The organism is Streptomyces sp. NRRL WC-3618 (assembly GCF_001280005.1).
Lineage (GTDB): Bacteria > Actinomycetota > Actinomycetes > Streptomycetales > Streptomycetaceae > Streptomyces.
This window is the reverse complement of sequence record NZ_LGDW01000450.1, coordinates 1-23767: the sequence shown is the minus strand read 5'-3', so window position 1 is coordinate 23767 and position 23767 is coordinate 1. Positions and strand designations below refer to the sequence as shown.

Annotated in this window: 16 protein-coding genes and 2 pseudogenes; 14 read left to right on the top strand and 4 right to left on the bottom strand. The window is 69.7% G+C overall.

What is annotated here, in order from left to right; genetic code table 11:
* Positions 1 to 16: 16 nt before the first annotated feature.
* Together ADL01_RS30645 and ADL01_RS44940 are read left to right on the top strand one after the other, a co-directional pair.
* Positions 17 to 1006, top strand: coding sequence for an ABC transporter substrate-binding protein (locus ADL01_RS30645; RefSeq protein ID WP_053745263.1), 990 nt, complete (start codon positions 17 to 19; stop codon positions 1004 to 1006).
* Between the two features lie 86 nt (positions 1007 to 1092).
* Entirely contained in the window at positions 1093 to 1527 is a 435-nt protein-coding gene (locus tag ADL01_RS44940) for a DUF6368 family protein (RefSeq protein WP_053745262.1), read from the top strand.
* Positions 1528 to 1587: 60 nt separating this feature from the next.
* On the opposite strand, the pseudogene ADL01_RS46790 reads toward ADL01_RS44940, so the two are convergent.
* A pseudogene (locus ADL01_RS46790) lies at positions 1588 to 2218 on the bottom strand (transposase); the annotation flags it as partial.
* A 463-nt stretch (positions 2219 to 2681) separates the two neighbouring features.
* Here ADL01_RS46790 and ADL01_RS44935 point away from each other — a divergent pair.
* Positions 2682 to 3989 carry a sigma-70 family RNA polymerase sigma factor gene (locus tag ADL01_RS44935; protein ID WP_234354853.1) on the top strand — a complete coding sequence of 436 codons (1308 nt, stop codon included), beginning with the start codon at positions 2682 to 2684 and terminating at the stop codon, positions 3987 to 3989.
* 236 nt (positions 3990 to 4225) lie between these two features.
* Entirely contained in the window at positions 4226 to 4483 is a 258-nt protein-coding gene (locus ADL01_RS30625; protein ID WP_053745260.1) for a hypothetical protein, read from the top strand.
* Between the two features lie 182 nt (positions 4484 to 4665).
* On the opposite strand, the gene ADL01_RS45525 is transcribed toward ADL01_RS30625, so the two are convergent.
* A complete protein-coding gene (locus tag ADL01_RS45525) occupies positions 4666 to 4788 on the bottom strand; it encodes a hypothetical protein (protein ID WP_053745259.1) in 123 nt (40 codons plus the stop codon).
* 256 nt (positions 4789 to 5044) lie between these two features.
* On the opposite strand from ADL01_RS45525, the gene ADL01_RS30615 reads away from it, so the two are divergent.
* The 10 genes from ADL01_RS30615 to ADL01_RS30570 all read left to right on the top strand — a co-directional run bounded on the left by ADL01_RS30615 (position 5045) and on the right by ADL01_RS30570 (position 21644).
* Entirely contained in the window at positions 5045 to 5380 is a 336-nt protein-coding gene (locus tag ADL01_RS30615; RefSeq protein ID WP_234354852.1) for a YdeI/OmpD-associated family protein, read from the top strand.
* A 573-nt stretch (positions 5381 to 5953) separates the two neighbouring features.
* Positions 5954 to 6208 carry a beta-galactosidase gene (locus ADL01_RS47575; RefSeq protein WP_053745258.1) on the top strand — a complete coding sequence of 85 codons (255 nt, stop codon included), beginning with the start codon at positions 5954 to 5956 and terminating at the stop codon, positions 6206 to 6208.
* Positions 6209 to 6223: 15 nt separating this feature from the next.
* Positions 6224 to 8356 carry an alpha-galactosidase gene (locus ADL01_RS30605; protein WP_053745257.1) on the top strand — a complete coding sequence of 711 codons (2133 nt, stop codon included), beginning with the start codon at positions 6224 to 6226 and terminating at the stop codon, positions 8354 to 8356.
* Between the two features lie 119 nt (positions 8357 to 8475).
* Positions 8476 to 10251, top strand: coding sequence for a cellulase family glycosylhydrolase (locus ADL01_RS30600; RefSeq protein WP_053745256.1), 1776 nt, complete (start codon positions 8476 to 8478; stop codon positions 10249 to 10251).
* 311 nt (positions 10252 to 10562) lie between these two features.
* Positions 10563 to 13010: a GcvT family protein gene (locus ADL01_RS30595; protein WP_053745255.1), complete on the top strand. Its 2448-nt coding sequence runs from the start codon at positions 10563 to 10565 to the stop codon at positions 13008 to 13010.
* Between the two features lie 150 nt (positions 13011 to 13160).
* Positions 13161 to 14393, top strand: a complete 1233-nt coding sequence (locus ADL01_RS30590) for a sarcosine oxidase subunit beta family protein (RefSeq protein ID WP_053745254.1) — start codon at positions 13161 to 13163, stop codon at positions 14391 to 14393.
* A 24-nt stretch (positions 14394 to 14417) separates the two neighbouring features.
* A complete protein-coding gene (locus ADL01_RS30585) occupies positions 14418 to 17738 on the top strand; it encodes a sarcosine oxidase subunit alpha family protein (RefSeq protein ID WP_053745253.1) in 3321 nt (1106 codons plus the stop codon).
* The gene (locus ADL01_RS30580) at positions 17731 to 18336 is read left to right on the top strand and encodes a sarcosine oxidase subunit gamma (RefSeq protein ID WP_053745252.1); all 606 of its coding nucleotides are present in this window, start codon (positions 17731 to 17733) and stop codon (positions 18334 to 18336) included. The genes ADL01_RS30585 and ADL01_RS30580 overlap by 8 nt, the downstream gene beginning before the upstream one ends.
* Before the next feature lie 285 nt (positions 18337 to 18621).
* Positions 18622 to 19311 carry a cinnamyl-alcohol dehydrogenase gene (locus ADL01_RS30575; RefSeq protein WP_053745251.1) on the top strand — a complete coding sequence of 230 codons (690 nt, stop codon included), beginning with the start codon at positions 18622 to 18624 and terminating at the stop codon, positions 19309 to 19311.
* Positions 19312 to 19340: 29 nt separating this feature from the next.
* Complete coding sequence (locus tag ADL01_RS30570) at positions 19341 to 21644, top strand: glycosyl hydrolase family 95 catalytic domain-containing protein (RefSeq protein ID WP_199834969.1); 2304 nt, start codon at positions 19341 to 19343, stop codon at positions 21642 to 21644.
* A gap of 101 nt (positions 21645 to 21745) precedes the next feature.
* On the opposite strand, the gene ADL01_RS30565 is transcribed toward ADL01_RS30570, so the two are convergent.
* Positions 21746 to 22861 (bottom strand): mannose-binding protein, encoded by a 1116-nt coding sequence (locus tag ADL01_RS30565; protein WP_159049687.1) that lies wholly within the window; start codon positions 22859 to 22861, stop codon positions 21746 to 21748.
* 129 nt (positions 22862 to 22990) lie between these two features.
* Positions 22991 to 23767 (bottom strand): annotated as a pseudogene (locus ADL01_RS30560) (hypothetical protein); the annotation flags it as partial.

Here is a 23767-nt window from a genome sequence, read left to right as displayed (position 1 = left end):
GTAAGGAGCTACCACCATGGCAAGGCAAGCAACACAGTGGAGAGCCGGCGCGGCCGGCATGGCCGTCCTCGCCCTCACCCTCACCGCCTGCGGCGGCGCGAAGGTCGGCGACACCTCCGCGGGCTCCGGCAGCTCCGGCGGGTCCGGCGGGTCCTCCGGGAAGTGCGGCACGTTCAACCTCGCGGTCAACCCGTGGGTCGGCTACGAGGCGAACGCGGCGGTCGTCGCGTACGTCGCGGAGCACAACCTCGGGTGCAAGGTCACCAAGAAGGACCTGAAGGAAGAGATCGCCTGGCAGGGGTTCGGCACGGGCGAGGTCGACGCTGTCATCGAGAACTGGGGCCACGACGACCTGCGGAAGAAGTACATCACCGACCAGAAGACGGCTGTCGAGGCCGGCGCGACCGGCAACGAAGGGTTGATCGGCTGGTACGTACCGCCGTGGCTCGCGAAGGCCCACCCGGACATCCTCGACTGGAACAACCTCGACAAGTACGCGGCGAAGTTCAAGACCTCCGAGTCGGGGGGCAAGGGTCAGCTTCTCGATGGTGACCCGTCGTTCGTCACCAACGACGAGGCGCTGGTGAAGAACCTGAAGCTGGACTTCAAGGTGGTGTACGCGGGGAGTGAGACCGCGCTCATCCAGTCCTTCCGCAAGGCGGAGAAGAACAAGGAATGGGTGATCGGGTACTTCTACGAGCCCCAGTGGTTCATGTCCGAGGTGCCCCTCGTCAAGGTCAAGCTGCCCGAGTACAAGGCGGGTTGTGACGCGGACGCGGAGAAGATCGCGTGTGACTACCCCGTGTACAAGCTCGACAAGATCGTCAGTGCGAAGTTCGCCAAGTCGGGCAGTCCCGCGTATGACCTGGTCAAGAACTTCAGCTGGACGAACGACGACCAGAACACCGTGGCCAAGTACATCGCCGAGGACAAGATGACGCCTGAGGCGGCGGCGAAGAAGTGGGTTGACGCCAACAAGGCGAAGGTGGACGCCTGGGTCAATTGACCTGCTCCTCGGGCTGAAGCCCGGGGATTCTGGCCCTCTGTCCTGTCCCCGTGCCGCTATGCGGCACGGGGTTCGGGAGAGAATCCGTGGCTTCCTGCTTCGCCGAGCTGTGCCGGGACGAGTCCTGGTCCTACCTGCGCTCCACAGGCTGTAACCGCCAGTCCGGTGGCCGTTTTCACGTTCGGATGGGGCCGGGGGTCGGCGACGAGAGCACCTTGGAGGCTGAGCACGAGGACGAGCCCGAGGTGGAGGCCATCCTCGGCTTCAGACCGACCCATGCCGTCCATGTCAGCGCCTGCTGCAATCGCGAGATCGACCACGTGGCCACGGCCCTGCTGACCGCCGCTGTCATGGACGTCATCGGGGGCGTGGTCAATGTCGACCTGCTGGATGGACAGGCGTCGGTCGTCGCTGGCCTTCCGGGGGTGTTGGGGATCGCGGGCGACGACTGGATGGCGCTGGGATCGGCGGAGTTCCTGCGGGCCTGGCTCGGGCACCCCGCCTTCCGGCTGGTCAAGTAGCCCAGACAGATTCGCGGTGGAGGTGGTGCTGTGACCTGGAACGCTCGCCATGTTGTCTGATCATGCGGCGAGAGCGGGTCGACCGCCCCAGCGGATGCCTTTCTCGCTGCGGATGCGGGCGCGTTCCCTTGCGTTCGGCGGCCAGGACGTCTCGGTGGCGGGCGTTGGCGTTGCGCCAGCGGAGATAGGCGTGCAGGGTCCGGGTCTGAACGGTGTGGTTGGGGTGGTGGGAGTTGGCGATGGTGAACTGCCGCAGCGGTCCGAAGTGCGCTTCGATCGGGTTGACGAGGCGTAGGTCGGGTGAAGCACAGCTCGACCTTGTGTTTCTTCGCCCAGCGTCGGATGTCGGTGCCCTTGTGTCGGACAGGTTGTCCAGGATCACGTAGATCGGTGCGCCGTCGGGCCGGGCAGCGCGGATCGACTTCAGCGCGGCCAGTGTGTTCACGGCTCCCTTCTTGCGGCGGTTCACGCCCCACAACGTGTCGTCGCCGACCGAGTAGCAGCCGTGGAAGTACCGGACTCCGTGGGTGCGGTGGTAAGTGGCCGGCAGCCGGTCGGGACGCCCTTGCTCGGCCCAGCCCGAGCCCGCGGTGGGCCGAATCCCGAGCGGGCCGAACTCGTCGAACGCAAAGACCCGGTCCCGGAAGCGGTCCAGGACTTCCTCGATGCGGTCGAGCTTGGCGTCGCGCTCGGCAACATGCTGGGCGACCGCGTGGACGCCCGGGCGAGCGTACCTCTCCAGCGACCGTCCGGAGGTGTGGCGGAGCAGGCCAACAGCATCGGCGTTGTGTCCCAGTAGTTCTCGCCGAGGCGACAATGCCACGCCGCGCGGTAGCCCTCTGATCTGGGGTGATCTCGGGGAATGGTGCGGTGGCCGTGAGCGGCTCAGTAGCGTCGCGGCCATGCTGAGTCGCTGCGCCGACACCCGCCACCTCGACGGCACGCCGGACGCGATCCCCGCCCATCACACGAAAACTGCCTCAAGGCTGCTCAGGTTGTCTGGCAATCTTGCTGGACAACTCGTAGACATCTCTATTCTTCTCCAGACTTGTGCTCCCGGTGAGTGCGAGGAGGAGTGGATGGCAGGGCGGCGGACTCGGCCTTGGGGCCCTCTAAAGGGCACCAGTCCACAGGAGAACCAAGCTGCGGACTTGGTGCGTACGTGGATGGATGAGGCAGACCTGACTGTGAGGGCCCTGCACTCGGCAATGGCTGACGGGTCCGTCGGCAAGGGGCCGGTGCCGAGCCGGGCGACGGTCGCCGACCGTCTGGCCGGGCTCAATCTCACCGGCGAGTTCGTCGATGCCGTGGCCGCGGTCTGCTTTTCCGCCGCGGACGCGCCGGCCAGGGCACGGCAGGCACGTCAGATCCTCAACGGCGGCGGCCGGTTTCGCCCCGACGGGGTGGGTACTGCGCCCGCCGCACCGACCCCGATGGCACTGCCGCAGTCCACCCCACCGGTTCACGGTGCTAGGAGGAACCCCGGCCGTGGCTTGCGGCCGGATAACGTGGTCGAACTACATCGCGCCCTGAGCGTGATGACCATGGAACTCGCCGCGCTGCGCGCCGAGCGGGACGCTTTGGATGAGCGCTGCGAGACCCTCCTCCACGCGTTATCGGCGTCCGAGGCGGTGGTGAAGAGGCTGACCGAACGGCATGAGCCGCCCAACGGCACGGCTCACGAGTTGCCCGCGCCGAAGGCGATCCTCATGACACTGGCTGCGGAGGACGTGCGCCCCGTCGCCGGGTGCAACAGCACAGAGACAGGAAGGCCCGCCGGAAGCAGCCCCTGCCCGGAACCGATCGCCCGGAAGGGCGGGGGATTCGCGCATCGACAGCCCCCGAGCACGGCCGGGATGCCGCAGACGCCAGGCGTCCAGCCCGCACGGAACGACCCGCAGGCGCACCCCGGATCGGCACCGGTCGCGACGCTTGTGCCCTCTGACGTCAGGAGTGAGCAGGCGGTCGAACTACCGCTCGATTTCCAGGCGTTCTTCCTGATGAACGCGAAGGCCTACACCGAGTACGCCCGCCTGCATCTGCGCGAGGAACTGGCCGAGGAGGCGGTACACGGCGCCTTTCTCACCATCCTGAGCGAGTGGGGGGTCTTCCTGAGGCACTCGGAGCCCGCTGCCTACGCCTGGAAGGTGTTGCGGCACAGTGTGGCCGAGCGGGCCGGCATCGCCTCACGGGACCATGTGGTGGCACAGGCCATGCGGAACGCCCGGGCCACCCTCGACGGAATGACCAGCGATCTCGGCCTCTTCAGCGCCATCGCGGAGCTGCCGGAGCGTCAGTTCGACGTGATCGTGCTGCGGTACGTATTGGGCTACGGCACCGAGCAGATCTCCCAACTGCTCGGAGTCAGCCCGGCGACCGTTCGCTACTACGAGCGGCAGGCCAAAGGGCGTTTGGCGAGAAGACTCAGCCTGCGCACCAGTGACGATCAGTTGTCATGGTGAGCTCCCGGGCAGGGCTCGGCACCCCTCGGCCACCGTCCGTCACGACTGCGCGAGGGCCACCGTACGGGCAGGGAACGGCGACGTCGGCAGCGACCGCACACGAACGACACACCGGAAACCGATTCCGCACGTCGGGGGCCGCAGCGCCACTGCGACCCCCGGCGCATCGAACACCCGAGGAGGCACCCCTTGAACAGGCCCGGCCTCGGCCCAAGCAGTCCCGAACGGAGAACCACTTGACTGACAACCGTAACCCGCGCGTCGCGCCTCATGCAGCCGCCGTCAGCATCACGGTCAAGGGCTCGGCACTGCTGGTCGTGGAGACCACGATCGCAAGCGCCGACCACGGATCGCGGAGCGAGATCGCCGCGCCCGCCGTCGCCGAGCCGGACGCCGGTCCACCGTTCTGGCACCGCACGTCCGTGATCTGGAGCGCGGTAGCGGCCCTCGCTGCAACCACCACCGCCGTCCTGGCATGGGCGTTCGGAAGCTGAGTGCGACCGGACGGGCCGCCGGGATGCACGCCCGGCGGCCCAGTCGCAATTGCCTGACCAGTGGGAGAGGTGGTTGGGAATGCGGAAGACCCTGGAGCCGGTCGAGACGCTCGTACAGGGAGGTTCCGAGATACGCGCCAAAGGGGCAACGGGGTGATCTTGAAGCCCTGATCTGCTCGGATTTACGTGCGGCGGCGTGCAGCGGGGTCGCGTTCGGCGACGTGTCGGGCGACCGCGTCGACGCCGGGGCGGGCGTATCGCTCCAGGGAGCGGACGGAGGCGTGGCGTGAGCGGGCCAGCAGCATCGGCCGCGTCGTGCGTCAGCGCACTGTGACGTAGCCGGTGAACGGCCTCGGGACATCGGTACAGCGGTTATCGGTGAGATTGATCTTGAGAACGGAGGACCCCGGCGAGAAGTGTTCGCCGGGGTCCTCCGCCTTCTGGTGGTCGGTCAGCGGCGGGGACGCCATCGGGTGAAGACGCGCTGGTCGTTGCCTGCGCCGACCCGGAACGCCCCCGCGCCGGCCCCGCAGCGTCTGGTCCCAGCGCAACGTCGCCAACGTGGCCCGGTTGGATGCGGCCGGCCTGATGCTGCCCGCCGGCTGCGCCGCGGTGGACGCCGCAAAGGCCGACGGGCGGTGGACGGCCGCCTATGCGCCGTCATCGGAAGCGGAGGTGTCGGCCGACCTGCGAGCCGCGATCGCCGCCGACCCAGCGGCGCAGGCGATGTTCGAGGTGCTCACCAAGACCAACCGCTTCGCCCTCATCAGCCGGGTCAATGCTGTCAAGCGCACCGAGACGCGCACCCGGAAGATCGCCGAGTGCGTGGCGATGCTGGTCCGGCACGAGACGGTCCACCCGCAGCGAGCCAAGCCGGCGGACCCGCCGACGTGGTGACCGGGCGTCTGCCGGAACGGACAAAACCACGCTATTGAGCGGAACTGTTCTCGAAACTCTGTCTCGTCCGCTTCAGGAGCCGTCCCATGCCTGCCCGCGGTGCGGCCGGGCCGAGCGGGGGGTCATGGCCATGGTCATCCACCAGTGGACCATCGGCTCGTCGCCACGTGAGCCGTTCGAGCAGCCCGGCGACACTCCGCGCCCCACGACAAGCCCACGACGCACCCCCGAAAGTCGCGGGTGAAGTTGACCCTGGAGCAGGGATGTCGAAGCGCTTCGACGATGCCATTCCGTCCGGCGGACTGTCAACGCACCAGCAGGAGAAAGTTTCTCGCGGTAGGCACCCTTGTTTCATACGAAACTTCTCCGTTAACTTTCGCCTGGAAGTGAAGCGCTTCGACAGCTAGGAAGGCCGTCGCCATGAGGCATGAGTCGAACCGCAGAAGCTTCGTCAGCGCAGCACTCCCGGTCGAGTGATCACCGGCCCTGACGGGCCGACAGAGCAGGACTGGACTCTCCGTACCCGAGGAACCGTCATGACGACTCGCAGCAGCACCGACCGCCTGTGCGGCCTTGACGGTCCGGCCCGACGCCCCCCGTCTCGTCCACGGCGGCCGGGACACCTACTGCCTCACCGCGCCCGCGTACCGGAACGCGGCCCGTCGGATCGCCGCGGTGCTCGCCGAACGCTACGGCGACCACCCCGCCCTCGCGATCGACCACGGCACCGATGCCATGCCTCTGCCGGAGCCCGCCCACGACCTGCTGACCGGTGAAGTCGCACACGAAATCCCGCCCGGTGGCTGCGCCGTCCTGCGCGGGCACTGACTCGAAAGGGCCACCATGACCAAGGAACAGAGGACCATCCGTTGGGGGCACGGGGCCCTCCAGCTCGAGATCCTCCTCGACGACGGCAGCCCGCGCCTGACACACCTCGGGCTGCCCGGCGAGGCGGAGAAACCCGCCGGGGCGTCTCTGCCCCTGGTGGAGGTGACGGCCACGGGTCACGGGCGTGGCTGGTCGGGCGACCGACTCGTGGGCACCGATCTCGGCGGGCGTCTGCGCCACCGGAGTCACCACGTGACCCGCGACGGCGACTGGCACACCCTGACCGTGCATCTCCACGATCCCGAAACCGGGCTGGCCGCGGAGGTGACCTACCGATCACCGGACGGCATCCCCGTGCTCCGCAGCGAGGTGACCCTGCGAAACGAAGGGCAGAGCACGCTGCATCTGGAGTCGATCAGCTCGCTCGTGGTGGGCTGCCTCACCCCGCAGGACCCGGCGGCCATCGACGCCACGGACCTGCTGCGGGCGGAGAACGGCTGGACCACCGAATGCCGCTGGCAACGACAGCCGATGCGCCGGACCACACCGGTCGACAGCGGAAGCGTGAGCAACGGGCACGGCGAAGCCGGCCTCGCCCTGAACGGACAGCGCACCTGGTCCAGCTGCGGACACCTCCCCATGGGCGGCCTGACGGACCGGCGTACCGGCCGTACGTGGGTGTGGCAGATCGAGCACAACGGCGGGGGGTGGCGCTGGGAATGCGAGGAGCACGACAGGGCGGCCTACGCGGCACTGTTCGGACCCACCGACATCCACCACAGCTGGCGGCACTCCCTTGAACCCGGCGCCGCCTTCCGCACCGTACCCGCCGCGCTCGCCTTCAGCGACGGCGGAGGCCCCGACGCCGCATTCGCCGCGCTGACCCGCTACCGCCGCGCCCAGCGCCGGCCGCACACCGACCACCAGGGCCTGCCCGTCATCTTCAACGACTACATGAACTGCCTGATGGGCGACCCCACGACCGAGAAGCTGCTGCCGCACATCGACGCGGCGGCCGACGCGGGCGCGGAGTACTTCGTCATCGACGCCGGCTGGTACGACGGCGACAACGACGGCTGGTGGGACAGCGTCGGCGCTTGGGAGGCCTCTGCCTCCCGGTTCCCCGGGGAACGCGGGCTCCACGAGGTGCTGGACCGGATCCGGGAGCGCGGCATGGTGCCCGGCCTGTGGCTGGAGCCGGAGGTGGTCGGCGTCCGCAGCCCCATGGCCAAGTCCCTGCCCGACGAGGCGTTCTTCCGCCGCGACGGCGTCCGCGTCACGGAGAACGGCCGGCACCACCTGGACCTGCGCCACCCCGCCGCCCGCGCCCACCTGGACCAGGTCGTGGACCGCCTGGTCGGCGAGTGGGGCGTCGGCTACCTCAAACTCGACCACAACATCGACCCCGGCTCCGGCACCAGCGCCCACCCCGGCGAGACGCCGGGCGCCGGACTGCTCGGCCACAACCGGGCGCATCTCGACTGGCTCGACGGCATCCTGGACCGCTATCCGCATCTGGTGGTGGAGAACTGCGCCTCCGGCGGCATGCGCTGGGACGACGCCCTGCTGTCCCGGCTGCAGCTGCAGTCCACCAGCGACCAGCAGAACCTCCAGCTGTACGCCCCCATCGCGGCCTCCGCACCCACCGCCGTCACCCCCGAACAGGGCGCTGTCTGGGCGTACCCCCAGCCGGAGGACTCCCTCGACGAGGTGGCCTTCACCATGGCCAACGCGCTCCTCGGCCGGATCCATCTCTCCGGCCGCATTCCCGAACTCGGGCCGGAGGCCCGCGCTCTGGTCCACGAGGCGGTGGCGGCGTACAAGGGCATCCGCGCCGACCTGCCGCAAGCGGTGCCGTCCTGGCCGCTGGGCCTTCCCGCCTGGGACGACCCCTGGCTCGCGCTGGCCCTGCGCACTCCCGCCACCACCTACCTCACGGCCTGGCGCCGCCCCGGAACCGACGCCACGGCGACGCTTCACCTGCCCCACCTTCGGGCCACCGCCGCCCGTGTCGACGTGCTCTACCCCTCGGTCAGCCGGGCCGTTTCCTCCTGGATGCCCGACACGGCCGAACTGAGCCTGACCCTGCCCACCGCGCCGTCCGCCGTCCTCCTGCGCATCACTCCCACGGCCCCCGACGCTCCCTGAACCCTCCCCCCTCTGCCTCCCTTCTGCTGACAGGGACAGACGTGGCCGACGGTGGCGCCTGTGCGCTGCCCGAAACCACGCATCGGATCACCCGTACGACCGACCGAAAGGCATGACACATGAAGGGCATACGGCACCCCGCACACCATCGCGGACGAGGCCCCGGCCGCCTGGCCGGCCTTCTGATGGCGCTGCTCGTCGTCCTGGGACTGTCCGGCAGCACCGCGATCGCCTCGCCCGGCGGCACGCCGCAGCAGGCAGCCTCCGCAGTCAAGGTCCCGGCCCGTGCCATGGACGCCGTCGCCGCGATGCAGCCCAGCTGGAACCTGGGCAACACCCTGGACGCGATTCCGGACGAGACGTCCTGGGGCAACCCCAAGGCCACCAGGGAGCTGTTCAAGACCATCCGGGCGGAGGGCTTCCGCAGCGTCCGCATCCCGGTGACCTGGAGCGCACACCAGTCCGCCACCGCGCCCTACACCGTCGCCGACGCGTATATGAGCCGCGTCAAGCAGGTGGTCGACTGGGCGCTCGCCGAGGACCTGTACGTCGTGCTCAACATTCACCACGACTCGTGGCAGTGGCTCTCGAAGATGCCCGCCGACCACGACACGGTGCTCGCCCGCTTCAACTCGCTGTGGACCCAGATAGCCGAGAGATTCCGGGACGCTCCGCGCACCCTGCTCTTCGAGAGTGTCAACGAGCCTGTGTTCGACGACGCCACGGACGCCCAGAAGACCAAGCTCCTCGACGAGCTCAACGTCTCCTTCCACAAGATCGTCCGTTCCTCCGGCGGCAGCAACGCGAACCGACTGCTCGTCCTCCCCACGGTTTGGTGCACACCTAGCCAGCGCCTCATGGACGACCTGTCCGCCACGATCCGGAAGCTGAAGGACCGCAATCTGGTCGCCACCGTGCACTTCTACAGCTGGTACCCGTTCAGCGTGAACATGGCGGGCGGCACCCACTACGACGAAGCCGCCCAGATCGACCTCAACGATGCCTTCGCCCGCATGCGCGACACCTTCGTCGCCAGGGGCATCCCCGTCTACGTCGGTGAGTTGGGCCTGCTCGGCTACCCCGACCACAACCATCCTTCCCGCGTCGAGCGGGGCGAGGCACTGAAGTACTACGAGCACCTCGGACACGCGACGCGCCTCGCCGGAGTCACCACCGCGCTGTGGGACCCCGGTACTTTCGCCTACCTGAACCGGGAGACCCTGAAGTGGACGGATCCCGAGCTGATGGCGTGGATCAAGTCCAGCTGGACCATCCGTTCGGCGACGGCCTCCTTCGACAAGATCTTCTTGGAGAAGAAGGAGCCGATCACGGCCAAGGGAGTCACCCTGAATCTGAACGGGACCAAGTTCCGGGGCCTGTGGCACGGTGAGACCAAGCTCGTCGAGGGACGGGACTACACCCTCTTCGACACGACGCGGCTCGTCCTCACGGCCGGCGCGCTGACCCGGCTGTCGGGTGACCGCGACTACGGGGTGAACGCCACGCTCCAGGCCCGGTTCTCCCGCGGACTGCCCTGGCAGATCGAGGTGGTCACCTATGACGAGCCGGCGCTGTCCGACGCCACGGGCAACACCGACGCGCTCACGATCCCCACGCAGTACAAGGGTGACGTGCTGGCGACCATGGAGGCCAGGTACCCCGACGGCAGCTACGCCGGCCCGAAGCCCTGGACCGTGTACCAGGAGTTCAACGCGACCTTCTCGCCGGACTACCCGAACGGCACGATCGTCCTGCAGCCCGATTTCCTGAAGTCGCTGCGCGACGGCGAACTGGTGACACTGACCTTCGACTTCTACAGCGGCAAGAAGGTCATGTACCACGTCAAGAAGTCCGGGGACTCGGTCACCGGCACTCGCGGCCCAACCATCCCCTGACCGACCCGCACCTCGCCCTGGTTGCCACCTCCCCGGCAACCAGGGCACCGGCGTCTCTGCGCGCGGCCTCGCTCCTCCTCGGGCGGAGCCGTGCTCTCCCGTACGGAGTCGGTGGACGCTTTCGCCTTCTGAAACTGATGGTGGGCAGGCCGGCGGCCCCGTTGTCGCGTCAGCCGGCGGACAACCCGACGAGACGCACGCCAAGCCTCCTCCCCGGCTCCCGGAAACTCTTGACACCCACCTGCACGGCAGGCACATTGAGTTGCGCAACCTGAGTCATGTTGCGTAGACAGCAACCCGGAGGTGCGGCGATGGCGGGACCCCGAGTGGTCATCATCGGAGCGGGCGTCGTTGGCGCGGCACTCGCCGACGAGATCTCCGCACGAGGCTGGACCGAAGTGACCGTGGTCGACCAGGGCCCGCTGCCCGCCACCGGGGGATCGTCGTCGCACGCCCCTGGCCTGGTCTTCCAGACGAACTCGTCGAAGACGATGACCGAGCTGGCCCGCTACACCGTCGAGAAGTTCTGCTCCCTGGACGTCGACGGCAAGCCCTGCTTCCTCCAGGTCGGCGGCCTCGAAGTGGCCACCACCCCCGAGCGACTCACCGAACTGCGCCGCCGCCACGGCTGGATCACCGCCTGGGGCATCGAGTCCCGCCTGCTGACCGCCGACGAGTGCGCGCAGCAGCACCCGCTGCTCAACCGCGACCGCGTCCTGGGCGGCCTCCTGGTTCCCACCGACGGCCTCGCCAAGGCGGTCCTCGCCGTCGAGGCGCAGATCCGCCGGGCCACCGAACGAGGCGTGACCTTCCTGCCCCGCCACGAGGTGCTGGACGTCCAGCAGACCGACGGCCGCGTCACCGGCGTCGTCACGGACCAGGGCGAGATCCCGGCCGACATCGTCGTGTGCTGCGCCGGCATCTGGGGCCCGAAGATCGCCCGCATGGCCGGCCTGAACCTCCCCCTCACCCCCCTGGCCCACCAACTGGCCTGGACCGGCCCGGTCCCCGCCCTCGCGGGCCAGAGGGAGGAGGCGGTCCGCCCGATCCTGCGCCACCAGGACGCCGACCTCTACTACCGCGACCGCTACGACGCCATCGGCATCGGCTACTACGGCCACCGCCCGATGCCCGTCTCGGCCGACGACATCCTCTCGTTCGGCGAGGCCGACGCGGCCGGCTCCATGCCCTCGGTCCTGAAGTTCACCGAGGACGACTTCGCGGACGCCTGGACCGAGACGCGGTCCCTGCTGCCCGCCACGCAGGAAGCGAAGGTCGAGGAGGGCATCAACGGCCTGTTCTCCTTCACCACCGACAACTTCCCGCTGCTGGGCGAGTCCCCGGACGTCAAGGGCTTCTGGGTCGCCGAAGCGGTGTGGGTCACCCACTCGGCGGGCGTCGGCAGGGCGATGGCCGAGTGGCTCGTCGACGGTTTCTGCTCGTCCTTCGACCTGCACGAGTGCGACCTCAACCGCTTCGAGCCGCACCAGCTGTCCCCGGAGTACGTCCTGGCCCGCGACTGCCAGAACTTCGTCGAGGTCTACGACATCCTGCACCCGCTCCAGCCGTCCGGGCACCCCCGCCCGATCCGCACCAGCCCCTTCCACACCCGCCAGCGGGAGCTGGGCGCCTTCTTCCTGGAGGCGAACGGCTGGGAACGCCCGCAGTGGTACGAGGCCAACGCGCCCCTCGTGGCAGGCCGTTCCATCCCCACCCCGGGCGACTGGGCGGCCCAGTACTGGTCGCCGATCGTCGGCGCCGAGGCCCAGGCGACCCGCGAGACGGTCGCGATGTACGACATGACGGCCCTCAAACGTCTGGAGGTGACCGGCCCCGGCGCCGCCGACTTCCTGGAGGGCCTCACCACCAGCAAGGTCGCCAAGTCGGTCGGCTCGGTGACGTACACCCTGCTTCTCGACCATGACGGCGGCATCCGCAGCGACGTCACCGTGGCCCGCCTCGGCCGCGACCTCTTCCAGGTCGGCGCCAACGGCAACCTCGACCTCGACTGGTTCACCCGCCACCTCCCGGCCGACGGCACCGTCCAGGTCCGCGACATCACCCCCGGCACCTGCTGTATCGGCCTGTGGGGGCCGCTGGCCCGCAAGGTCCTCCAGCCCCTGACCGATGAGGACTTCTCGAACGACGGCCTGAAGTACTTCCGCGCCAAGCGCGCCTACATCGGCAGCGTCCCGGTGACGGCGATGCGCCTGTCGTACGTCGGCGAACTCGGCTGGGAGCTGTACACCACCGCCGACCAGGGCCAGAAGCTCTGGGACACCCTGTGGCAGGCGGCGCAACCGCTGGGTGGCGTCGCGGCGGGCCGGGGCGCCTTCAACAGCCTCCGGCTGGAGAAGGGTTACCGCTCCTTCGGCACCGACATGACGTACGAGCACGACCCGTACGAGGCCGGCGTCGGCTTCGCGGTGAAGCTCGACAAGGGCGACTTCGTCGGGAAGGCGGCACTGGAACGCCGTAAGGGCGAGGTGCGGCGCAGGCTCACCTGCCTGACCATCGAGGACCCCCGGTCCGTGGTGATGGGCAAGGAGCCGGTGTACGAGGGGGAGCGGGCCGTCGGTTACGTGACGAGCGCCGCGTACGGGTACACGATCGGGAAGGGCATCGCGTATGCCTGGCTGCCGGTCGAACTGGCCGTCCCCGGGACGGCGTTGCACATCGGGTACTTCGATCAGCGGGTGGTGGCGGTGGTTGCCGAGGAGCCGCTGTTCGATCCGACGATGTCCCGTCTCCGTGGGTAGGCGCTCCGCTTGGGGGGCGGTTATCAACCTGCGGGCCGGTGGGGGTTGTCCGCGCAGTTCCCCGCGCCCCTGTCGGTGCGCTGGCGCGCACCCGACCTCATCAGGGCCCAGGTCTCACAATCCACTCACCGTAGAAGACGGAGACGCGCGATGAGCCCCCGTACCCCCGGTGCCGAACTGCCGGAGCATCCCGACTGGTTGTGGCGTACGCCTGAGCCGAAGCGTTCTTACGACGTGATCGTCGTGGGGGGTGGTGGGCACGGGCTTGCCACCGCGCACTACCTGGCGAAGAACCACGGCATCACCAATGTGGCCGTGCTGGAGAAAGGGTGGCTGGCGGGCGGGAACATGGCCCGTAACACCACGATCATCCGTTCCAACTACCTGTGGGACGAGAGCGCCGGCATCTACGAGCACGCCCTGAAGCTGTGGGAGGGCCTGGAGGAGGAGCTCGACTACCCCATCCTCTTCTCCCAGCGGGGTGTGCTGAACCTCGCCCACAGCCTCCAGGACGTCCGTGACAGCGTGCGCCGCGTGGAGGCGAACCGGCTGAACGGTGTGGACGCGGAGTGGCTGGACGCCGAGCAGGTGAGGGAAGTCTGCCCGATCGTCAACATCTCACCGGACGTGCGTTATCCGGTGCTGGGCGGCACCTACCAGCCGCGCGCCGGCATCGCGAAGCACGACCACGTGGCGTGGGGCCTGGCGCGCTCGGCGGACGCGGCGGGTGTCGACATCATCCAGAACTGCGAGGTGACCGGCCTGGACGTGGTCGCCGGCCGGGTGGTCGGGGTCCAGACGACACTGGGCCCGATCGCGGCGGGCAAGGTGGCCCTCTGCTCGGCGGGCCACACCTCGGTCCTGGCGGCGATGGCGGGCATCGAACTCCCGTTGCAGAGCCACCCGTTGCAGGCACTGGTCTCCGAACTCCTCGAACCGGTGCACCCGACGGTGGTGATGTCCAACGCGGTGCACGTGTACGTCAGCCAGGCGCACAAGGGCGAGCTGGTGATGGGCGCGGGCATCGACTCGTACAACTCGTACACGCAGCGTGGGGCGTTCCACATCATCGAGGAGCAGATGGCGGCGGCCCTGGAACTGTTCCCGGTCTTCGCGCGGGCGCACGTGCTCCGTACGTGGGGAGGCATCGTGGACGTGAGTCCCGACGCGTCGCCGATCGTCGGCCTCTCCCCGGTGGACAACCTCTACCTCAACTGCGGCTGGGGGACCGGCGGCTTCAAGGCCACCCCGGGCGTCGGCTGGGTCTACGCCCACACGATCGCCCACGACACCCCCCACGCCCTCAACGCCCCCTTCTCGCTCGACCGTTTCACCACCGGCGCGCTCGTGGACGAGCACGGCGCGGCCGCGGTGGCCCACTAGGGATCCTCAAGGGAGCCGAACGACATGCTGCTCATCCCCTGCCCGTGGTGCGGGCCCCGCGACGAGGCCGAGTTCCACTACGGCGGCCAGGCACATGTGGCCTACCCGGAGAACCCGTCGGCACTGACCGACGAGGAGTGGGCCCGGTACCTGTTCTTCCGCGACAACCCGAAGGGCCCCTTCGCCGAACGCTGGACCCACGCGGCCGGCTGCCGCCGCTGGTTCAACGCCGTACGGGACACGGGGACGAACGAGATCCTGGCGGTCTACAGGGCTGGGGAGCAGGCCCCGGTCATCGAGGATGCGAGGAACACGGCGGCTGCCCAGCGCTGGCCTGCACCCGAAGTCTCTTCGGCAACTATTGAGCCCAGGCCCGCCCCCTCAGCCCGTCTGGGGGTCCCCCCTCTGGGGGAGTTTGAGGACGAGGCCCCTTCAGGGCCGACCGGGGGCCTGGGGGCAGAGCCCCCAGAACTTTCGGGAAGGGGCGGGGCGGGGAAAGAAACCCAGCCGTTCAGACACCCCACCCGAGGCCGAGTCAACCGCGACCGCACTCTGACGTTCACCTTCGACGGCACCGAACACCACGGCTACGAAGGCGACACCCTCGCCTCCGCCCTCCTCGCGAACGGCATCATCCACACAGGCACCAGCATCAAACTCGGCCGCCCCCGAGGCATCTTCTCCGCCGGCGTGGAAGAACCCAACGCCGTCATCCAGATCGAGGCCCCGTTCCCCGAACCGATGCTCCCCGCCCCCACGGTGGAGCTGTACGACGGCCTCGTGGCAACCAGCCTCCCCGGCCAGGGCCGCCTCGCCACCACCCCCGACCCCGCCCGCTACGACGCCGTACACGCCCACTGCGACCTGCTGATCGTCGGCGCGGGCCCCGCAGGTCTCGCGGCCGCAGCCGCCGCCGCCCGCACCGGCGCCCGCGTCATCCTCGCCGACGACCGCCCGGAGCCGGGCGGCAGCCTCCTGGGCACGGCCGAACACCTCGACTGGGTGGCGGAGACCATGGGCCGCCTGGAATCCGCACCCGACGTACGGGTCCTGCCCCGCACCACCGTCTTCGGCTACTACGACGACAACCACCTCCTCGCCGTCGAACGCCGCACCAACCACCTCGGCGCGGCGGCCCCCGAGAACGTCTCCCGCGAACGCGTCTGGCGCATCCGCGCCCGCCGGGTGGTCCTCGCCACCGGCGCCCACGAACGCTCGCTGGCCTTCGCGGACAACGACCGCCCCGGAGTGATGCTGGCCACCTCGGCGCGTACGTACGTCAATCGCCACGGTGTCCTGCCCGGCCGCAGGGCGGTCGTGTTCACCACGAACGACAGCGCCTACGCGGCGGCACTGGACCTCGCCTCGGCGGGCGTGGACGTGGCAGCGGTCGTCGACACCCGCCCCTACCCGGGGAAGTGGGCCGAGCGGGCGACGGCGGCCGGTATCGAGGTGCTGGCCGGGCACGCGGTCGTCGGCACGGAAGGCGGCGCGCGTCTGAGCGCCGTGACGGTCGCCCCGTACGAGGGAGAGCTCACCCAGGCCGGAACAACCGCCGGGCGTCGGGAGTTCGCCGCCGACCTTCTTCTCGTCTCCGGCGGCTGGAACCCGGTGGCGCAGCTGTTCAGCCAGGCCGGCGGCAAGCTCCGGTACGACCAGGCGCTCGGCACCTTCGTCCCCGACACCTGCCGTCAGTCGGTCGAGGTCGCGGGCAGCGCGACCGGCGCCCTGGATCTGCCCTCGGTCCTCGCACAGGGCGTGGACGCGGCCTCGCGCGCACTCGCGGCGGAGGGGTACGCCCCCGAGGCACCCCACCTGCCCGTCCCCGACCAGGCCGCGCAGCCCCAGACGCCGCCCATGCACGTGTACGCCATCCCCGACGCCTTCGACACCCACTCCTTCGTCGACCTGCAACGCGATGTCAGCGTGGACGACCTGGCCCGCGCCACCGGCGCCGGTATGCGCTCCGTGGAGCACACGAAGCGCTACACGACGGCGGGCACCGCCAACGACCAGGGCAGGACGTCCGGTCTGCTGGCCAGCGGCATCGTCGCCGCGCTCCTCGGCGTCGACATCTCGGCCCTCGGCACGACCACGTTCCGCCCGCCGTACACGCCCGTCTCCTTCGCCACCCTCGCGGGCCGCAACCGGGGTGCGCTGCACGACCCGGTGCGGACGACCGCCCTGCACGCCTGGCACGTCGAGCACGGCGCGCTGTTCGAGAACGTCGGCCAGTGGAAGCGCCCCTGGTACTACCCCCGGCCCGGCGAGGACATGGAGGCGGCCGTCCTGCGCGAGTGCGCCGCCGCCCGCGACAGCGTGGCCTTCATGGACGCCTCCACCCTCGGCAAGATCGACGTACAGGGCCCGGACGCGGGCGTCTTCCTCGACCTGCTCTACACCAACATGATGAGCACCCTGAAGGTCGGCATGATCCGCTACGGCGTGATGTGCCGCCCGGACGGCATGATCTTCGACGACGGCACCGTCATCCGCGTAGCCCCCGACCGCTTCCTGGTCACCACGACGACGGGCAACGCCGCCGCCGTACTGGACTGGATGGAGGAGTGGTCCCAGACCGAGTGGCCGGACCTGCGCGTCCACTGCACCTCCGTCACCGAACAGTGGGCCACGGTGGCTCTCGTCGGCCCGCGCTCGCGGGACGTACTGGGCTCCCTGGCCCCCCAACTGGCCGTGGACAACGCCGACTTCCCGTTCATGGCGTGGCGCGAGACGACGGTCGCGGGTATCGAGGCCCGCGTCTGCCGGATCAGCTTCTCCGGCGAACTGGCGTACGAGATCAACGTGTCACCGTGGCACGCCCGCGCCCTCTGGGAGGCGCTGTACGAGGCCGGTACCCCGTACAACATCACCCCGTACGGCACGGAGACCATGCACGTCCTGCGTGCCGAGAAGGGCTACCCGATCATCGGCCAGGACACCGACGGCACCGTCACCCCGCAGGACCTCGGTATGAGCTGGGTGGTGTCGAAGAAGAAGCCGGACTTCATCGGCAAGCGGTCGTACGCCCGTGCCGACGCCGTCCGCCCCGACCGCAAGCACCTGGTCGGCCTGCTCCCGGAGGACCCCGGCACCTTCCTCCCCGAGGGCACTCAACTGGTCGCCGACAGCGAACTGCCCGCGCCGCCCGTCCCGATGCTCGGCCATGTCACCTCCAGCTACCGCAGCGCCGCCCTGGGCCGGACCTTCGCGCTCGCCCTGATCAAGGGCGGCCGGGAACGCGTCGGTGAACGGCTGTACGCCGTCGCGCGCGACCGTCTGATCCCGGTGACCGTCGCGAGCCCCGTCCTCTACGACCCCGAGGGAGCCCGCCGAGATGGCTGACACCAACACGTCCCGGTCGCCCGTGTCCCCCCTGTCGCACGCGACCGGCCGCCTGGCCGCCGCCACCCGCGCCTCCCGGGGCGCGGTCCGACTGGCCGAACTCCCCTTCCTGGCCCAGCTCGACGTGCGCCTCGACGCCAAGGGGGCGGCGGCGGACGCGGTCGGACTCGCCCTCGGCCTCCCGCTGCCTCTGGCGCCCAACACCGTCGTACGCGCGGGGAAGTTGGTCGCCCTGTGGCTGGGCCCCGACGAGTGGCTGCTCGTCGGCCCGCCCGGCAGCGAACGGGACCTGGAGAGCCGGATCAGGGAGGCGGCGGGGGAGGAGCCGGTCTCCGTGACCGACGTCTCCGCCCAGCGCACCACGCTGCTCGTCACGGGCCCCCGCGCCCGCGACCTGCTGGCCCACGGCTGCCCACTGGACCTGCATCCCCGCGCCTTCGGCGCCGGCCGCTGCGCCCAGACGACCCTGGGCCGTACCCAGGTGGTCCTGGTCGCCCGGGACGAACCCCGGGCCGGCTTCTGGGTGCTGGTCCGCTCGTCCTTCGCGGGCTATCTGGCTGACTGGCTGCTGGACGCGGCCACCGAGTTCCAGTCGTAACGAGGCGGTGGGCCGGCAGCGCGGGGAGTAGCTGGGCAAGGGAGCAACTGGGCAGGGCAGTCGCTGGGCACGGGAGTGGCTGAGCAGGGGAGTGGCTGAGCAGGGGTGGCGTGGAGTCGCCGTACATCGGATCTATCTTCGGTCGGGCTTGAACCGGGCGAGAATTCAGACATGAATCCAGACGGGAGTCCGGACGGGAACGTTGACCGCCGTCTGGTCTAGTCCTATGCTCCGTCGGGAGATAGGTCCGATGAATCGCCGATCCCTGCGAAAGGTCGATTTGGCATGCCCATGTCTTTATCGAGGCGTACGGTTCTGGCGGCCGGAGGCCTGCTCGCCTCGGGCGCCGTCCGGTCCACCACCCGGGCGACGGCCTCCGCTTCTCCCGAGGCCCCCACCGCGTCCCCCACGGACGGCTGGACGAGAACGACGTTCACGTACGGCATGCACAAGCCGTGGAACCTCGACCTGAGCGACCGGTACGCCAACAGCGCCGGTATCCACCGCATGTGGGTGTACGACACCGACGAGCCCCTGTCGCAGGGCAGTTCCACCGACCCGCGCACGGAGATGCGCTGGAGGCAGGAGTACACGTCCGGGCGGCACATGTGGGACGCCGACGTGTACCTTCCGCCCGGTACGAACGGCGCGACCTTCGTGCAGATCCTCCGCGTGAGCCACCCCGCCGGCACCCCGGCCACGGACTTCATGCTCAACGCCTACAGCGCGAACGGCGGCACGGTACGGGCGTTCGACCGAACGGTCCTGAAGACCGGCGCGTACGACACGTGGTTCAACGTCAAGCTCGCGCACGACGCCTCGGCCGGCAGCGTCAAGGTCTACTTCGACGACGCGTTGGTGCTGACCGCCGAGGACCGGGGCCCCGCCACCCGCCACTTCAAGAACGGCGTCTACCACCACGGCACCGGACGCGCCGAGGCCCGCTTCCGCAACCTCACCTACTGGACCCGGTGAGCCGGTCACCCCCTCCTGGAGGCACCCGCATGACCTCTCGTAGAGCAGTGCTCGGCTCGGCACTCGGCGGTACGGCACTCGCAGCCCTGCCCCAGGCCGCCCAAGCCGCCCAGGCCGAATCCGCCGGTCCGGCAGGCGTCGCCGCCGTTGTCACCCGCACCCCCTGGAAGCTTCGCAACCGCATGGACTCGGACAGCGCGTGGAGCGGATTCCTGCGCGAACAGGACCTGTTGTGGCGCAGGCTGCCCACGCTGTGGCACGAGGGCCCGTTCCTGGGGGACGGGCGGCTGGGCAGCATGATCTACCGGGAACCCGGCGCGAACGCCGTCCGCTTCACCGTTCAGCACGGCGAAGTCCAGGACCACCGCCCCGAGTTGGGCAGCGGCTGGGGCACCTGCCGGCTCCCCGTGGGACACCTGACCCTGGACCCGGTCGGCACCATCACCGGGGTGAACTGGCGCCTGAGCCTGTGGAACGCCGAACTGACCGGCACGTTCACCACGGACAAGGGCACCCTGACCCTCGCCGCCCTCATCCACGACGGCGTACTCGCCGCCCGCGTCACGGCGGACGGCGACGAGGAGGTCCACTGGACGTTCCACCCGGAGGACGCGATCAGCCCCCGCAGGATCAGTGAGGCCCCGCCGGCGGACTACGTCCCGAACCCGCCATGGACCACCCGGACCACCGGTGACATCGAACAGGTCCTCCAGCCCCTGACCGGCGGCGGCCAGACCGCGACGGCATACCGCCACGCGGGCGACACCCTCGTCCTCACCGTCGCCCACAGCCACCCGTCGGACACGCGGGCGGGGGACACCTCGCTCAGCAGAATCCGCCGAACCGCCGCCTCGTACGCAGCCCTGCGCACCCCGCACACCCGGCACTGGCACGCGTACTACCCCAAGAGCTTCGTCTCGTTCCCCGACGAGCGGTTGCAGAGCTTCCACTGGATCCAGCTCTACAAGGTCGCGTCCGCGAGTGTCGCGGGCGGCCCGCCCATGGCCACCTGCGGCCCCTGGCTGGAACCCACGCCCTGGCCGGCGGTCTGGTGGAACCTCAACGTCCAGCTGGAGTACTGGCTCATCCACGGCTCCAACCACCTGGAACTCGACTCGCTGGCCACCACCGTCCGCCAGAACCAGGAACAACTGACCGCGAACGTGCCCACCGCCTACCGCTCGGACAGTGCCGGAGTGGGCCGCAGCTCCGACATGTACGCCAACCGGGGCGTCGGCCGTCCGGGCACCGGCGCCGAGGTGGGCGATCTGACCTGGGCCCTGCACAACGTGTGGCTGAGCTACCGCCACAGCATGGACGAGAAGCTGCTGCGGGACACCGTCTTCCCCCTGCTCCGCCGGGCGGTCAACTACTACCTGCACTTCCTTCAGCCAGGCGACGACGGCAGGCTGCACCTCCCGTCGACCCTCTCCCCGGAGTACCCGGTGGTTCCACCGCAGGACACCAACTACGACCTGGCGCTCATCCGTTGGGGCTGCACCGCACTCCTGGAGGCGGCGGAACGACTGGGCGTCGACGACCCGCTCGCCCCCCGCTGGCAGGAGACCCTGGCCAGGCTGACGCCGTACCCCGTGGACGGCAACGGCTTCATGATCGGCGCGGACACCCCGTACGCGCAGTCCCACCGCCACTACTCCCACCTGCTGATGGTGTATCCGCTGTACCTGGTGAACTGGGACCAGCCCGAGCAGCGCGAGCTGATCGAGAAGTCGGTCGTCCACTGGCACGCGCTGACCGGCGCCCACCGCGGCTACAGCTACACGGGCGCCGCGTCGCTGTACGCGATGATGGGCCGCGGCGACACGTCACTGACCTACCTGAAGAAGTTCTTCGACCCCACGACGCGCTACCCGTGCCGGGCCAACACCCACTACACGGAGGCCGGTCCGGTCATCGAGACCCCCCTGTCGGCCTCCCAGTCCCTGCACGACATGCTCTGCCAGAGCTGGGGCGGCGTCGTACGGGTCTTCCCGGCAGTCCCGTCCACCTGGCCGGACGTCACCCTCCACGACTTCCGCACCCAGGGCGCGTTCCTGGTCAGCGCGGTCCGCACGGCCGGCACGACCCGTTTCGTCCGGATACGCAGCCTGGCCGGCGAGCCCCTGTGCCTCCGCCACGACCTGACCGGCGGCCCGGTGACGGCGGAGCTGGACGACGGCACCCCGGCCCGCACCAGCACCGCGCAGGACGGCACGCTCACGATCGAGCTGGCCGAGGGCCGAGAGGTGCTCCTGTACGTGGGTGAGCGGCCCGAGCTGGTGATCGGACCGGTGGCTCCGGGGGAGCGGGGAGAGGCCTGGGGGTTGCCGTAGTCGGACAGCCGGTCGTCCCGCCCATGCCGCAAGCCCTGTCCGGACGGTGCCGGGCAGGGCTTGCGGTCGGTGGGTGTCGCGTGAGGTGTCGGGTCAGGTGGTCAGGTGGACCAGATCACGGTGCCCTTGTCCACGATGACCACCTTGCCGTCGGGCCGCAGGAGCAGCTTGGCGCCCGGGTGATTCTGGGTCCTGGAAGCCCATACGGGTTGGCTGCTGTTGTAGACGACGAGGTTGCCGTCGTCCTGGAAGACGGTCCTGTGGTTCTTGCCGAACATCATGCTCGCCCACAGCGGCTTGTTGTGCTCGTTGTAGACCACGAGGTTGCCGTCCTCCTGCTGGGTCAGCCTGATCCGGTTCGTGGTCCAGGACTCACCGACGGCCAGCGTGCTGGTAGCGGTGACGGACGTCTGCGTCCATACCGGAGCCTTGGGCGGGTTCGCCTTCTTCGGCGTCTTCGGCTTGCTCGCCGACCGGGGCTTGGAATGGTTGACCGTCGACGGCTTCTTCGCGCTGGGCGAGGGCTTGGCCTGCGGCTTCGGGGGTACGGCGGCAGGACTGTGCGGCGGGGCCGAGGGCTTGGACTCCTTGGGGCTCGCGGGCGCCGAGGGGTGCTCGGTCGAGTAGTCCCCCGGTGTTTCGCTCGCGGTGTCCGCGCCCAGAACGGTGTCGGACGCGTCCTGCTGGGACACGCTCTGTACGGTTTCGGACTTCTTCCCGTCGTCCTTTCCGCCGGACATCAGCAGGAAGGGTACGGCGATCAGGACGGCCCCGACGATGGCCGCCCCGGCCAGCATCGGCTTCTTCGGACGTCCGGTGTGGGCCGTGTGGGTGTCGCTCTCGGGCGGTGTCCCACCCGCCGCCGCAGCGGCCATGGCGGCGGGCATGGCCCCCTCGGGGTCCTGGCTCTGGGTGCCCGTCGCGGCGGCAGCGCTCCCGGTGGCCTCGGCTTCGGCCTTGGTCTCGGCCTCCGGTTGCGCGGCGGTGGCTGGGGCCGGGACCGCGGTCGGCTCCGAGGCTGTGGAGGCGGTGGCGGCCGTTGTGGACTCCGGGGCGGCGGACGTGGTCCGCTGCTCCGGAGTGGTGGGTCGGCCGCCCGGGGTCAGCGCGCCCTCAGGGGCTTCCGCGGAGGCCGACAGGGCGACCGCCACCCGTACACGCGGCAATCCGTTCGCGGTTCCGGGTGCCGTCCCGTCACCCTCTTTTCGTGCGCCCATCCAGTCGTTCCTCTCATCAGGACAAGTTGTCCGTCCATCAGGTCCCCAGCTTTGCCTCGGAGGTTCCGAAGATTCTCTCCGGGGCAACTCGGGTTTAGTTGTTGGGTAGTTGGCGGGTCCGGCCGGGGGTCAGTGCTCGCCGGCCGGACCCGAGCACCGTTCGGGCCACTCGCCCTCGGTCGGTGACGTGCGGTCCGTCAGGGCGTGCTGGAGTCGTTCCAGAGCCGTGTGGTCGGCGTCCTCCAGCACTCCGGTCGTCGTGGTCATGTCGGGGAGCTGGCGGAGCAGGACCAGCGGGGTGGCGCCCTCGGTCCGTACGTCGAGGACTCTGAACGGGGTGCCGGGCGTGAAGACGATCTCCTCGCCGGAGTCCAGCAGTTGGCGTACCCGGCGGCCCGTGATCGACCAGATCGCGTAGCCCACGCCCGCCACCTGGTCCTTCCCGGCCGGGTCCAACGGCAGCCCGCTCAACGGCGCCGGATCCCGCAGTACCGTCCCCGGCCGCAGTTCCCCGTGCCCCGGCGCGCCGCCGGGACCGCGCAGCACCGCGCCCCGGTACGAGGGCAGCCGCCCAAGTCCGGAGGCCAGGCAGGCGGCGTACGACAGCAGCCGAGGATCCCCGTCCCGTAGTGACCGTGTCAACTCCCTGTGGTTCAGAGGCCCTTCGCCGTTCTGGAGGTACATCCGCACGGCGATCAGATCGGCACGGGCAGCTTCCTGGGCGGCCCCGCGCAACGTCGGCATCCCGGCAAGGGCCCTGTTCACCGCCGCGCTGTGCCGCTCCCACGCGACGTCCGCCAGCACGCGGAACGAACGCCGTTCCTCCTCCGTGCTCTGGTGCCGTGGCGACACCGGCGCCGCAGGGAGCGGCCGGCTGGCCGCCGGAGGCGGTGGGGGGCTGGGAGG

Coding starts and splice junctions, on each gene's coding strand:
- ADL01_RS30645 (WP_053745263.1), top strand. CDS start 17: ATGGCAAGGCAAGCAACACAGTGGAGAGCCGGCGCGGCCGGCATGGCC.
- ADL01_RS45525 (WP_053745259.1), bottom strand. CDS start 4,788: ATGCTGCTGGCCCGCTCACGCCACGCCTCCGTCCGCTCCCTGGAGCGA.
- ADL01_RS30605 (WP_053745257.1), top strand. CDS start 6,224: ATGACCAAGGAACAGAGGACCATCCGTTGGGGGCACGGGGCCCTCCAG.
- ADL01_RS30600 (WP_053745256.1), top strand. CDS start 8,476: ATGAAGGGCATACGGCACCCCGCACACCATCGCGGACGAGGCCCCGGC.
- ADL01_RS30595 (WP_053745255.1), top strand. CDS start 10,563: ATGGCGGGACCCCGAGTGGTCATCATCGGAGCGGGCGTCGTTGGCGCG.
- ADL01_RS30590 (WP_053745254.1), top strand. CDS start 13,161: ATGAGCCCCCGTACCCCCGGTGCCGAACTGCCGGAGCATCCCGACTGG.
- ADL01_RS30585 (WP_053745253.1), top strand. CDS start 14,418: ATGCTGCTCATCCCCTGCCCGTGGTGCGGGCCCCGCGACGAGGCCGAG.
- ADL01_RS30580 (WP_053745252.1), top strand. CDS start 17,731: ATGGCTGACACCAACACGTCCCGGTCGCCCGTGTCCCCCCTGTCGCAC.
- ADL01_RS30575 (WP_053745251.1), top strand. CDS start 18,622: ATGCCCATGTCTTTATCGAGGCGTACGGTTCTGGCGGCCGGAGGCCTG.
- ADL01_RS30570 (WP_199834969.1), top strand. CDS start 19,341: ATGACCTCTCGTAGAGCAGTGCTCGGCTCGGCACTCGGCGGTACGGCA.
- ADL01_RS30565 (WP_159049687.1), bottom strand. CDS start 22,861: ATGGGCGCACGAAAAGAGGGTGACGGGACGGCACCCGGAACCGCGAAC.